Origin of the sequence: Streptomyces shenzhenensis (assembly GCF_021462265.1) — a bacterium.
GTDB classification, from domain to species: Bacteria; Actinomycetota; Actinomycetes; order Streptomycetales; family Streptomycetaceae; genus Streptomyces; species Streptomyces shenzhenensis.
Genome location: NZ_JAJONF010000004.1, coordinates 178,100 through 191,061 on the forward strand (window position 1 = coordinate 178,100; position 12,962 = coordinate 191,061).

Here is a 12,962-nt window from a genome sequence, read left to right on the forward strand (position 1 = left end):
GACCGCGGATGAGAGGCTCTGGCCCACCACCTAGCCGAGCGCGGTCAGCCCCGGTGCGAACGTGATCAGGAGCGGGAGCAGGGGGACCAGGGCGGCCACCGTCGTGGTGAGGGCCCGCTGGCGACGCAGCAGCCGAGGGGGCGGTTCCAGCAGGCGGTCGACCCGTTCGCCCAGCAGCCGGCGGCTCGACGCGCAGGACAGGACCCCGCGGTGCTGGTTCAGTTCGATCAGGGCCAGTGCGGTGGTGAGGTGGCCGCAGCGGCGGGATGCCGTGTCGTCCGCGGCGAGTTCGACGAGCCGGTGGGTCTGGTCGCAGAAGTGGGAGAAGAGCGGCACGCGCGGGAAGCCCGTGGCGAGGGCGCTGGACAGGTGGAGCAGCCAGTCGTGGTGGGCGCGGGCGTGGCCCCGTTCGTGGGTGAGCACGGCATCGAGCTGGTGGTCGGTGAGACGGTGCAGCGCCCCCGTGGTCACGACCAGCTGCGGCGGGTGGCCCGGCATCCACCAGGCGTCCGGGTACTCGTCCTCCAGCACCAGCATCGGTCCGCGTGCCGCGGGCAGCCCCGCCGGCAGCTCGGGTGCCCGCTCGCGCAGGTGTGCGCGGGTCTGGTCCCGGTGCCGCCGGGCCTCGACCAGTTCGCGGGCGAGCATCGCCGTCGTCCACGCGGCCCCCGACGCCAGCAGGACCGTGAGCGCGACCGCCCACACGGGTGCGACGGAGAGGTCGTACGCGGCGGTGACTGACGGTGGCGCCGGCGCGAACACCCGGTCGCGCACGGTGTGGAAGACGGCCGCCGCGCCCAGGGCCAGCGCGGCCAGGCAGCACATCAGCACGGTGGCGACCAGGCACTGCCACACCCACAGCGCGACCACCGGTTCCCGCTCCGGCCACAGGGACCGCACCAGGGCACGCGGCGCGGGTACGGCAGCCGTCAGGGCGACGGCGGTCAGCAGGAGCAGGCAGACGGTCATGCCGGGGCGGGCTCCGTTTCCTGATCGGAGACGTGTGCGGTCGGTGCGGGGGTGATTCGCCGCTGCGTGACATGGCGTGCGCCGGCACGTCATGTGATGCGCGCGCCGACGCTTCGCATGGTGCGCGTGCGGGCGCATCGCATGGTGCGTGTCCCGCCAGTATGACGGTGCGGGGTGCCCGGAGTCAGGTGTCGACGACGATCCGGGCGCCCCTGGTGGGCCCGGCGGTTCGCGAGGGGCCCGCAACCGCCACGCCTGCGGTGGCTGCCCGCCCGCGGCTGCCACCGCCCGCGCCCGGGGCACGAGGCCTTGCTCACCTCGGTGAGCAGGGCCGTCCCGGCCGTCTCCCTCACCCCGCCACGATCCGCCCCCCGACCTCCCCGAGCCCCACGCGGCTGCCGCCCGGCCCCGGTGCCCACCCCGACAGCGTCACCAGGTCGCCGTCCTCCAGGTACGTCCGCTTACCGTCCGGCAGTTCGAGGGGATCGCGTCCGTTCCAGGTCAGTTCCAGCAGCGACCCGCGCTGTCCGGGCTCCGTGCCGCTCACCGTGCCGGAGCCGTACAGGTCTCCGGTGCGCAGGGAGGCGCCGTTGACCGTCAGGTGGGCGAGTTGCTGGGCGGCGGTCCAGTACATGGTGGAGAACGGCGGCTCGGACACCGTGTGCCCGTTGATCGCGATCGAGATCCGCAGGTCGTAACCGGCGGGCTCCTCGGTTGCGTCGTCGAGGTACGGCAGCAGCGGATGCGTCCGCCTCGGCGGCGCGACCCGTGCCGTCTCCAGCGCGTCCAGCGGAGTGATCCACGCCGAGACCGAGGTGGCGAACGACTTGCCGAGGAACGGGCCGAGCGGGACGTACTCCCAGGCCTGGATGTCCCGCGCCGACCAGTCGTTCAGCAGGCACAGGCCGAACACGTGCTCCCTGAAGTCGGCCAGCGCCACCGGCCTGCCCTGCGCCGACGGTGTACCGACGACGAAACCGACCTCGGCCTCGATGTCCAGCCGTGCCGACGGGCCGAACACCGGTGCCGGGTCCGACGGCGCCTTCCGCTGTCCCGACGGCCGTACGACGTCCGTCCCGGACACCACGACCGTGCCCGCGCGGCCGTGGTAACCGATCGGCAGGTGTTTCCAGTTGGGGGTGAGCGGTTCGGCGGCGTCGGGGCGGAAGATGCGGCCGGCGTTCCGGGCGTGGTTCTCGGAGGCGTAGAAGTCGACGTAGTCGGCGACCTCGAACGGGAGGTGCAGGGTCACCTCGGGCAGCGGGTGGAAGAGGGGGGTGAGCGTCTCGCGGTGCGCGGGAACGGTCACCCACGCGGTCAGGGCGCGCCGTACGTCCGACCAGGCGGTGCGGCCCGCGGCCAGCAGCGGGTTGAGGGTGGGGCGGGCGAGCAGGGAGGCGTACGGGGAGCCGAGCGCGAGGGCCGCTGCGCCGGCGTCGAGGACGTGGTCTCCGAGGCGGACGCCGACCCTCCGTTCCGTGCTCCCGGAGGTCGAGAACACGCCGTACGGAAGGTTGTGCGGGCCGAAGGGGTCACCCTCGGGGACCTCGAAAGGGGGCAAGGGGGGCATGGGGTGACTGCCTCGCTCTCATCCGTGCCGCGCGGGACCGACCATGTGGCGACGTCTCTATGGCGTTGCGCGGCATTCCATGTGGTCGCGCCACACGTTACGGGTGAGTTGGCTGTCGTGCCCCGACTCGTACGGCGGGATCGTCGACTTCGCGGAGAAGGTCCGGTTCCCGGTCGTGGCCAAGAACCGCGAGGCGTTCGTCCGGCGCAGGCGGCCCGCCGTCAACGGGACGACGCGGATCGCCACCCGCGAGGGAAAGCTCACCCTCGCTCGTGACTGGGGCACCCATCCGGGTGTCATCCTCCAGGAGTACCTCCCGAGGGAGGCGGCCGAGGACTGGATCGTGCAGGCCTGCTTCGACGCCGACTCCCATCCGCGCGCCCTGTTCACCGGCGTCGAGGTCCGCTCCCGGCCGCCGCACGCCTGCATGACAGCGAACGCCTGCGTCGTCGGCTACCCGGAACTCGCCGACCTCGCCGCGCGTTTCATCAAACAGACCGGCTTCACCGGCATCATCGATCTCGACCTGCGTTTCGACCGGCGCGACGGGCAGTACAAGCTGCTCGACTTCAACCCGCGCACGGGCGCCCAGTTCCGGCTCGTCGAGAGCGAGTCGGGGGCCGGCGTCGTCCGCGCCATGCATCTCGACCTGACCGGCCGCCGTGTTCCGGACGGGGAACAGCGCGCCGGTCACCGGTACGTCGTGGAGAACATCGACCTGCCCGCCCCCCTCGCGTACCGCCGCAGCGGCTGTACGACGACGCACGCACCGAAGCGGCCGAGCGGGACCGAACTGGCCTGGCCGGTTGGTGACGGCTCGCTGCCGTTCGTCACGATGCCCGCCCGCTTCGCGCGCCCGCTCGCTTCGTGCGCCCGGGCGCGAAGCACCTCTGTCAGCTGTGGCGCACCGGCCGCCGCGGCTCCGGCACCTCCACGGGGTAGGCGGCACGTCTCCTGAGGAGGGACTTCATGCCCGACCGATGGCGGTCATCGACGCCGGGCCCTGCGGCGTGTCGACCGCCGCCCGTCCGCGGGCACGCGGCATCACCGTCCGGGTCCTCGGCGGCCCCATGGTCGGCTGGCGCGACCACCTGCCGGCCGGGATGATCCTGAACCGCCTCGGCCGCCTCCGCCTCGGCCGCCTCCGGCCCGGACTGCCCGCAGCGCGGGCACATCCTCGCCGGCTACCGGGATGCGGTGGGGAAAGGGATCAGCCGGCCCAGCACGGCGACGGCTGGCGCCACTTGAGGCGGAAACGCGCGGTGAGTCGCAGGGACGTGCTGTCCGTATTCTCTGATCATGGTCGCACCCTCCCCGTACTCACTGGTCGCCACCGACCTGGACGGCACGCTGCTGCGTGCCGACGACACCCTTTCGGAACGGTCGCTCGCCGCACTCGCGCGGGCCGGCCGGGCCGGTGCCCGGCACCTCGTGGTGACCGGCCGCCCCGCGCCGAGAGTGCGCCCGCTCCTCGACGACCTCGGCTGCACCGGACTCGCGGTCTGCGGCCAGGGCGCGCAGGTGTACGACGCCGGCGCGGACCGGCTGCTGTGGTCGGTCACCTTGGACCGGGAGCTGGCGGAGACCGCGCTCGGCAAGATCGAGGCCGAGGTCGGTCAGGTGTACGCGGCCGTCGACCAGGACGGCGTGGACGGGCTCACGCTCATCGAGCCGGGCTATCTGATGCCCCACCCCACCCTGCCCGCGCTGCGCGTCGCCCGGCGCGACGACCTGTGGTGCGCGCCCATCAGCAAGGTGCTGCTGCGCCACCACACCCTCTCCGACGACGAACTGGCGGCCACCGCCCGCTCGGTGGTCGGATCGCTGGCGACGGTCACTATGTCGGGGCCGGGGACCGTCGAACTCCAGCCGTGTGGGGTGACCAAGGCGACCGGGCTGGCGCTGGCCGCCGACCATCTGGGGCTGAACTCCGAACATGCCATCGCCTTCGGTGACATGCCCAACGACATCCCCATGTTCGAGTGGGCCGCCTACGGGGTGGCGATGGCCAACGCCCACCCCGAACTCAAGGGGATGGCCGACGAGATCACCACGTCGAACGAGGACGACGGCATCGCCGTCGTCCTCGAAAGAATCTTCGACTGACGCGGGGCGTCGATCAGTACGCGCCGTGCACGTTGTCGATCGAGCCGTACCGCGCGGCGGCGTAGTTGCAGGCGGCGGTGATGTTCGCGACCGGGTCGTAGGAGTCGAACGACGTGCCGGCCACGTGGTAGGTCTTGAACGTCGGGTCGATCACCTGGAGCAGCCCCTTGGACGGGATGCCGGCTTTCGCGTTGGAGTCCCAGAGGTTGATGGCCCGCGGGTTGCCGGAGGACTCCCGCATCACGTTGCGGTAGATGCCGTTGTAGGTGCCCGGGATGTGCTTCTCCGACATGATCGCGAGCGACTCACGGATCCAGCCGTCGAGGTTGTTCGGGTACCCGGCGAGGGTCGTCGAGGCCGCCGTGGTGGAGGAGGGGGCGGCGGAGGCGGCGGTCGCACCGATGAGCGGGAGGCCGAGGACGGCGGCGCCGGTGCAGGCGACGACGAGCGTGCGGACGATGCGGGTACGGCGGTTCTGAACGGCAGCAGGCATGGCTAAGTTCCTCTCCGTCGCCTGCGAGGTGAGCTGTCGGGTTCGGGCCCGGGGAGTGCCCGGCCGCACCGCCCGAAGACGATGCGACTTCACCCCTAGCCGTTCCGGAACGACGTCTGTTGGGTGACGTCGGCCGCCCGGTCCGGCGACTTACCTGGTTCCCCCGCTCCTGCCTGCGAATGGACTCGTCGATGGGTCAAGACGGGCGGCGGCAGGATTCGGCGTCCGCCCGGCGAGCCGGAACGTATGCGAGAGCAGATGTCCGAAACAAGTGGTCGATTCATACAACACACCGATTGACCTTGAAGTGAGGCGTATGTGGTACTTGATCCTTTGCGGTCGCCAATCCGCAACTGACCCATGGGCAAAGGAAAGAGAGGGGTGGCGCGCGGCCTGATGTAATCCAGGTCACGTGACCTACTTCACGAGAATGCAATAACCGCAAATCGGACACGTGGGGTTCATTGAATCGGTCTATTTCATGGTTCAACATTAAAAAACTCCCACCAGTGTTCGCGCGGATCGTCGGCTTGGGGGTGGTGGGAGCGGGCGATATCGGGGGGTGAGTGTGGCGATAAGTCCGAATTGCTGGTTTATGGATATTTCGGGATGAGTGTGGGGTGAGTGGCGGGGTGGATCCGCGCCGGTGCCGGTCCTGCTCCATCCGGTCGCTCGCCCCTCCGGAGCGCCCGGCGGTCGGGGGGTGTGCGCGTGATGCTCGTCACGTTGGGATGGGTGTCGGACCCCGGGGCCTCTCGGGTGCGTGTCCGCCGGGAGGGCGGAACTTCCGCTGCGGTGCGTCTCGTTGTCATGGCGTTCGTCCGTGACGCGGGCCGTGGGTGGCTGCTCCGATCGGCTCGGCGAGACGCCATGCGTGCGTGGGGGCGTCGTTCCGTCGGCCAAGGGGGGCATAGGTCAGGAGGGCGCCGGACAAGGGGATGCGGGGCTAGGGGAGGCGGAGGGCGCCGTGCGTGATCTCGTGGAAGAAGGGTGTGCGGATGTGTGCGAGCTGTCGCCGTTCGTGCGGCAGGTGCCTCCGTCGGCATCGGCGGGCGGCGGAGGGGGTGCGCCCGGGCAGGTGATGCCGACCGGGAGAGAAGGGGCCGTTCCCGGTCGGCAGTCAGTCGGGAGGCTCGCCGCCGGACAGGACACCGGACGGGACGCCGGGTGCGTCCTCGGGCCCGAACCCGGCGCCGGTCCCGGGGTGGGACACGGCCTGCGCCATGGTTCGGGACAAGTGTCTGCACTTCCTGTTAAGTCAGTGGATGCCAGGTTGTATCGGCTGATCAAAGACATAACGGTCGTGATCCGATAGCGCCCGGGGTGTAACCGTGGGCGCTATCGGTGATCGAAACCTGACCGGATACGCTGACTTGAGTGATGGCAGCGACCTATCGACAAACCGTGTAATCGCCAGTAGACACCAGCAGACAGGAGACCCCTCGTGACCGTCGTCGGGCCGTTCGGGCTGAGCGTGCGGGACCAGGCTCTGGAAGCCGATGTCCAGGCCGGATTGACGGCTGTCGAGGAAGGCTTGCTAGAAGCCACCAAGAGCGAGGTCCCGTTCATCACGGAGGCCGCGCAGCACCTCGTACGGGCCGGAGGGAAGCGGTTCCGTCCGCTGCTGGTGATGCTCGCCGCGCAGTTCGGCGACCCGTACGCGCCGGGTGTCGTGCCGTCGGCCGTCGTCGTGGAGCTCACCCACCTGGCCACGCTCTACCACGACGACGTCATGGACGAGGCGTCCGTGCGGCGCGGTGTCGACAGCGCCAACACCCGCTGGGGCAATTCGCTCGCCGTCCTCACGGGTGACTTCCTCTTCGCCCGCGCCTCCCAGATCCTCGCCGACCTCGGTCCCGAAGCGGTCCGGGTCCAGGCCCTCGCGTTCGAACGGCTGGTGACCGGCCAGATCCTGGAGACGGCGGGCCCGACGGACGGCCGTGACCCGGTAGAGCACTACCTCGACGTGCTCGGCGGCAAGACCGGCTCGCTGGTCGCTGTCTCCTGCCGCTTCGGCGCGATGCTGTCCGGCGCCGACGAGACGGTCGTCGACGTCCTCACCCAGTACGGCGAACGTCTCGGTGTCGCCTTCCAGCTCGCCGACGACGTCCTGGACATCGCCTCCGACTCCCAGGAGTCCGGGAAGACCCCGGGAACCGACCTCCGCGAGGGCGTGCCCACGCTTCCGGTGCTGCGGCTGCGGGAACGGGCGGCCCGGCTGGGGCTGGCCGAGGACATCGCCCTGTGCGAACTGCTGGACTCCGACCTCACGGACGACGCGCGGCACGCGGAGGCCCTGGCGGCGCTCCGGGCGCATCCGGCGCTGGAGCTGGCCCGCCGGGACGCGGTCCGGTACGCGGAGGAGGCGCGGGCCGTGCTGGCTCCGCTCCCGGAGTGCGACCCGAAGGCCGCGCTGGTGGAGCTGTGCGACGCGGTGGTGCACCGCGCCGGATGACTCCGGCGGGCCCTGCCGGCCCCGCGGCGGGTCGCACCCCACGGCAGTGACAGGAGGCGCCTTCGCCGCACGACCCCTACGGGTCGCGGCAGGCGCCTCCACCCTTGTGTCATACCGCAGGTGTACACGGAGTTGGCTCCGTGGTCTGACGCTTCCCGACGCCCGGTTTGGTGAGATGGAAACCACGGAAATCACCACCGCTCACCGATTCGGGTGAGAATGGCGGCTCAGGGTGGGACACGTGCGAGGACGGCCGCCGCCGACGACGGAGGTAAGGCACACATGGCACCGTACGAATCCGACGACAGCACGGGGGCCGCGCAGGCCGACGACGAGCTGCGCGACGAGTTGCGCGCCGAGCGGCGTCGCAAGGCCGCACGCTACGTCGTCCCGCTCGCGGTGGTGGGCGTGGCCGCGGCCACCATCGGCCTGGTCCCGGCGCTCGCCGACTCCGGTGACCCCGACCTGCCGAAGATCACCGCGCAGGAACTCATCGACAAGATCGCCAAGTCGGACGTGCAGCAGCTGTCCGGCACCGTGAAGATCAGCACCGACCTCGGCCTGCCCGACCTCGGCGGTCTGGAGAGCAGCCTGCTGTCCGGGGCGGCCCAGGGCAGCGGCGGCGGCTCGTCCGCCGACCCGACCGGCAAGCTCACCGAGCTGGCCTCCGGCACGCACACCCTGCGCGTGGCCGCCGACGGCCCCGAGAAGCAGAAGGTGTCGGTGCTGGAGAGCGGCGCCGAGTACAGCCTCATCCACAACGGCACCGACGTGTGGGGCTACGACAGCAAGTCCAACGAGGTCTACCACTCCACCGCCGCCGACTCCGGCAAGGCCGAGCAGCACGAAGTACCGGCCACGCCCAAGGACTTCGCAGACGAGTTCCTCAAGTCGGTCGACGGCACCACCTCGGTGACGGTCGACGGCACCGCCCAGGTCGCCGGCCGCGACGCCTACCGGCTCGTCATCAAGCCCAAGCAGTCCGGTACGACGTTCGGCGCGATCAGCATCGCGGTGGACGCCAGGACCGGCACACCGCTGAAGTTCACCCTCACGCCGTCGAGCGGCGGCGCGGCCGTGGTGGACGCCGGCTACACCCAGGTCAGCTTCGCGAAGCCGGCCGCCTCCACCTTCGACTTCACCCCGCCCAAGGGCGCCAAGGTCACCGAGGGCGACAAGGCCGGCAAGCCCGGCAAGGCGCGTGAGGGCAGCGGGGCGGACCAGGGCGGCAAGGTTTCCGAGATGCCCGGCCACGGCTCCGCCAAGGGCCTCGACAAGTCCGGCTTCAAGGTCCTCGGCAAGGGCTGGAACTCCATAGCCGTCCTCGACACCGGCAGCAAGGGTGGCCTGCCCACCGGCTCCGCCTCCGGTGGCGGCGACCTGGGCGGCTTCCTCGGCTCGCTCGGCAACCCCGTCTCCGGCAAGTTCGGCAAGGGCACCGTCTTCTCCACCCGGCTGATCAACGCCCTGATCACGGACGACGGCAAGGTGTACGTCGGTGCCGTGGACAAGGCGGCGCTGGTGAAGGCGGCGAACGCGGGCTAGTCCGGGGCCGTACGGTTACGGCGCGGGGCGGTAAGTACCCTTTGCCGCACGAGGAATCGAGGGAGCCGATGGACCGACCGTCCGCCACGGAACGGCAACCGGAGGCCCCGGAGAACGCCGGGGCCCTCGGGGACGCCGGGAACCCGGAGGCCGACGCCCCGGTGGGAGCGGGTGTCATCGACACCCACGGCCTCACCAAGCGTTACCGCGGCGGACAGCTCGCCGTGGACGGTCTCGACCTGACCGTCCCCGCGGGCAGCGTCTTCGGCTTCCTCGGCCCGAACGGATCCGGCAAGACCACCACCATCCGCATGCTGATGGGCCTGATCGCACCCACCTCGGGCACGGCCCGCGTCCTCGGCCACCCGATGCCGCGCGCCTCCCGCGTCGTACTGCCCCAGGTCGGCGCCCTCATCGAGGGCCCGGCGCTGTACGGCTTCCTCTCCGGCCGCGACAACCTGCTGCGGTACGACGCCGCCGACCCGACCGCCGACCCCCGCACCCGGCGGGCGCGCGTCGAGGCCGCGCTGGACCGGGTGGGCCTGGCAGCCGCCGCGGCGAAGAAGGCGAAGGCCTACTCCCTCGGCATGAAGCAGCGACTGGGACTCGCCGCCGCGCTGCTCCAGCCCCGCAAGCTGCTGGTCCTGGACGAGCCGACCAACGGCCTCGACCCCCAGGGCATGCGGGAGATCCGCACCCTGGTCCGGGAACTGGCGGAGGACGGCACGACCGTGTTCCTCTCCTCCCACCTCCTCGACGAGATCGAGCAGGTCTGCACCCACGCCGCCGTGATGGCCCAGGGCCGGCTGATCGCCCAGGGCGCGGTCGCCGACCTGGCGGCCGGGGCCCGCGGCCGGCTCGTGGTGATCACCCCGGACCCCGGGGAGGCGGCCCGGGTGCTCAAGGAACAGGGCGTCGCGGACGTCGTCGCCGCCGAGGACCGGGTGACCGGCGAGCCGCCCGAGCGCGACCTCGCCGACGTGAACGCGGCGCTCGTCACGGCGGGCGTCCGGGTCCGCGGCTTCACCGTGGAACGGGCCTCGCTGGAGGACGCCTTCATGGCACTGACCGGGGAGGGTTTCGATGTCGCGGGCTGACCTGGCCGTCGTGGACACCGCGGCCGTCCGGCCGAACCCGGTGTGGAGCCTGGGGTTGCTGCGCAGCGAGTTCGTCACCACGTTCCGGCGCTGGCGCACCCTCGCTCTGCTGGGCGTACTGGCGGCGGTGCCCGTTCTCGTGGGTGTGTCGGTCAGGATCGAGACGCGGGGCGGCGGGCAGGCCGGCCCCGGCGGCGGCGCGGGCCCGGCCTTCATCACCCAGGTCACCAACAACGGACTGTTCCTGGTGTTCACGGCGCTGGCCGCGACCCTCCCGTTCTTCCTGCCGATGGCCGTCGGAGTGGTCGCCGGAGACGCGATCGCGGGCGAGGCCGACGCGGGCACCCTGCGCTATCTGCTGGTCGCCCCGGCGGGCCGCACCCGCCTGCTGCTCACCAAGTACGCGACGACGATGGCCTTCTGCCTGGTCGCGACCCTGGTGGTGGCCGCCTCCGCGCTCGCTGTCGGCGCGCTCCTCTTCCCGCTCGGCGACCTGACGACGATCTCCGGCACCCGGATCTCCTTCGCCGACGGCCTCGGCCGCGCCCTGCTGATAGCCCTGGCGGTCGCCCTGTCCCTGGCCGGGGTCGCCGCCCTCGGCCTGTTCGTGTCCACCCTGACCAACAGCGGCATCGCGGCGATGGCGACGACCGTGGGCCTGCTCATCACCGTCCAGATCCTCGACCAGATACCCCAGCTGCACGCGCTCCAGCCGTACTTGTTCTCCCACTACTGGCTGTCCTTCGCCGACCTGATACGCGACCCCGTCTACTGGGACGACCTGGTCAAGAACCTGGAGCTGCAGGCCCTGTACACGGCGGTGTTCGGATCGGCGGCCTGGGCGCGGTTCACGACGAGGGACATCACCGCCTAGCCGGGTCCGCGCGGTCGGAGTCCGCCGGGCGCCTCCTGCTGGTGCGAGGCTGTGACGTCATGGTGACGTGGGAGCCGTGCCGAGCGGCGAGACTGGACCATACGCACGAGTACGACCGGAGCACGACCGGATGGTGCCGGGGGAATGAGGACCGATGTCCCGACTCAGCCGCGAGGAGAAGCGGGAAGTCCAGCAGGAGGGGCGCCTGGCACCGGTCGACGTCCGGGTGGCGGGGTCGGCCGTGTCCGTGGACGGTGTACCGCTGCTCCCTGGCCCCGGTGAGGAACCCCAGCAGGCGGTCCTCAACCACCTCCAGCGCCTGGCCCGCGCCGCAGGCCGCCCGGTCCTTGCCACCGTCCACGACACGCGCATCGGCTACGTCGTCCCCCTCCAGGTGAACCTGGACGGCTCCAGCAGCTTCACCGGCGACCCGGTACGGCTGGCAGCACCGGCCACCGAGCCGACGGAACAACCCGGGGCGACGGAACGACCCGCGGCGACAGAACAACTCCCGGTGAAGGAACCCGTCCCGGCGGTCCCTCTGCAGGCGGTGCCGCAGCCGCCCGCCGCTCCGCCGCCACCTGTACCGTCACCCGCAGCCCCGCCGACACCACCCGTACCGTCGGCCGCCGCTTTGCCCCTGCCGCCCGCTCCGGGCACCGCCCTGCCGCCCACCGGCGTCTTCGGCCCGCCACCCGTGATGAGCCCCGTCCAGGCCCCTGAGGCAGCCCCCGTACCGGCCCCCGCAGAGCCGGTGGCCGACCGGGACCGGGACCCCGCCCCCGACCTCCGGTTCACCCCCGCCCCCGCCCGCGGCTTCGACGCGGTCGCCGAGGAGGTGCTCGGGGACGAACCCGTGACGCTGACGGCGGAAGGGGCCGCGCTGCTCACCGAGCCGGTGGCACGGATCAACGAGGCGGTCCGCACGGGCCGTATCGAAGCGGCGGCCGAGCTCGCGGAGCGAACCGTCGCCGAGGCCGCCGCGGTCCTCGGCGACAGCCACACCGAGGTGCTGCACCTGGGCGAGCTGACCGCGTACATCTCCTACCTCGCGGGTGACCCGGTGCGGGCCTTCCACCTCTCCCTGGACCTGGCCCGGCAGCACCGGCAGGCACGGGACGGCGAGGCGGCCTACGGGAACGTGCGGAGCGCGGCGACCGCCTGGCGCGCGGTGCGCGACCCCGAGTACGGGCTGCGCCTCGGCCACGAGCTGATCGACCTGTGGACGCGGCTCACCGCCGAGGACGGCCCGGCGGCCGACGACATCGAGGAACTGGAGTCGGCCCGGGCCCGGATGGGCCGCCTGACGGAACGCGCCCGCCGCGCGGCCGGGAACACCTGAGCGCCGTCGGCCGTCGTCACTGCACGCAGAACTCGTTGCTCTCCGGATCGGCCATCACGGTCCATGCCCCGGAGGGCTCCGAGACGTGCCGCACCACGGTCGCGCCCAGTACCTCCAGGCGTGCCACCTCGTCCGCGCGTTTCCCCTCGCCGGCGTGCAGGTCGATGTGGAGCCGGTTCTTGCCGGACTTCGCCTCCGGCACCCGCTGGAACAGCAGCCGCCGGCCCAGCCCCGTGCCGCGTTCCTCGTCGTACGGATCGTCCGGGTGCCGTACGGCGATCAGATCGCGGAAGGCGGCACGGCCGTGGTACTCCACGGTGGCGGCACCGGTCAGCGCGCCCACTTCCAGCAGGTGTTCGACGAGTGCGCTGTTGTCCTCTGCCACGTAGTGCAGTGCGGCGGCCCAGAAGTCGGCCTGCGCGTGCGGGTCGCGGGCGTCGACGACGAGTTTCCAGTGCAGGGGTGCGGGCGTCTGCGTCATAGGGCCCACTTATAGCCGACGGCTGTGACC

General features: G+C 71.6%; 10 protein-coding genes, 1 pseudogene and 1 riboswitch. Of the genes and pseudogenes, 7 read left to right on the forward strand and 4 right to left on the reverse strand.

Annotated elements, in window-relative coordinates; genetic code table 11:
* Window positions 1-30 precede the first annotated feature (30 nt).
* Complete coding sequence (locus LQ326_RS07390; protein WP_234533948.1) at window positions 31-969, reverse strand: M56 family metallopeptidase; 939 nt, start codon at window positions 967-969, stop codon at window positions 31-33.
* A 349-nt stretch (window positions 970-1,318) separates the two neighbouring features.
* Entirely contained in the window at window positions 1,319-2,530 is a 1,212-nt protein-coding gene (gene fahA / locus LQ326_RS07395; protein ID WP_234533951.1) for a fumarylacetoacetase, read from the reverse strand.
* 130 nt (window positions 2,531-2,660) lie between these two features.
* Between fahA and LQ326_RS07400 the strand changes: the two are divergent.
* Together LQ326_RS07400 and LQ326_RS07410 are read left to right on the forward strand one after the other, a co-directional pair.
* A pseudogene (locus LQ326_RS07400) lies at window positions 2,661-3,481 on the forward strand (ATP-grasp domain-containing protein); the annotation flags it as partial.
* 357 nt (window positions 3,482-3,838) lie between these two features.
* On the forward strand, window positions 3,839-4,645 hold the full coding sequence (locus tag LQ326_RS07410) for an HAD family hydrolase (protein WP_234533953.1): 807 nt from the start codon (window positions 3,839-3,841) through the stop codon (window positions 4,643-4,645).
* A gap of 13 nt (window positions 4,646-4,658) precedes the next feature.
* On the opposite strand, the gene LQ326_RS07415 is transcribed toward LQ326_RS07410, so the two are convergent.
* Entirely contained in the window at window positions 4,659-5,138 is a 480-nt protein-coding gene (locus LQ326_RS07415) for a transglycosylase SLT domain-containing protein (protein ID WP_234533955.1), read from the reverse strand.
* A 3-nt stretch (window positions 5,139-5,141) separates the two neighbouring features.
* Window positions 5,142-5,339: riboswitch (cyclic di-AMP (ydaO/yuaA leader) on the reverse strand.
* Between the two features lie 1,243 nt (window positions 5,340-6,582).
* Between LQ326_RS07415 and LQ326_RS07420 the strand changes: the two genes are divergently transcribed.
* The 5 genes from LQ326_RS07420 to LQ326_RS07440 all read left to right on the forward strand — a co-directional run bounded on the left by LQ326_RS07420 (window position 6,583) and on the right by LQ326_RS07440 (window position 12,451).
* Complete coding sequence (locus LQ326_RS07420; RefSeq protein ID WP_234533956.1) at window positions 6,583-7,593, forward strand: polyprenyl synthetase family protein; 1,011 nt, start codon at window positions 6,583-6,585, stop codon at window positions 7,591-7,593.
* 282 nt (window positions 7,594-7,875) lie between these two features.
* Window positions 7,876-9,138 (forward strand): LolA family protein, encoded by a 1,263-nt coding sequence (locus LQ326_RS07425; RefSeq protein WP_234533958.1) that lies wholly within the window; start codon window positions 7,876-7,878, stop codon window positions 9,136-9,138.
* A gap of 68 nt (window positions 9,139-9,206) precedes the next feature.
* Window positions 9,207-10,235 (forward strand): ABC transporter ATP-binding protein, encoded by a 1,029-nt coding sequence (locus LQ326_RS07430; protein ID WP_234533959.1) that lies wholly within the window; start codon window positions 9,207-9,209, stop codon window positions 10,233-10,235.
* Window positions 10,222-11,109 carry an ABC transporter permease gene (locus LQ326_RS07435; RefSeq protein WP_234533962.1) on the forward strand — a complete coding sequence of 296 codons (888 nt, stop codon included), beginning with the start codon at window positions 10,222-10,224 and terminating at the stop codon, window positions 11,107-11,109. Before LQ326_RS07430 ends, LQ326_RS07435 begins: the two co-directional genes overlap by 14 nt.
* Before the next feature lie 154 nt (window positions 11,110-11,263).
* Window positions 11,264-12,451 (forward strand): tetratricopeptide repeat protein, encoded by a 1,188-nt coding sequence (locus LQ326_RS07440; protein ID WP_234533964.1) that lies wholly within the window; start codon window positions 11,264-11,266, stop codon window positions 12,449-12,451.
* Window positions 12,452-12,467: 16 nt separating this feature from the next.
* On the opposite strand, the gene LQ326_RS07445 is transcribed toward LQ326_RS07440, so the two are convergent.
* Window positions 12,468-12,932 carry a VOC family protein gene (locus tag LQ326_RS07445; RefSeq protein ID WP_234533965.1) on the reverse strand — a complete coding sequence of 155 codons (465 nt, stop codon included), beginning with the start codon at window positions 12,930-12,932 and terminating at the stop codon, window positions 12,468-12,470.
* Window positions 12,933-12,962: the final 30 nt, after the last annotated feature.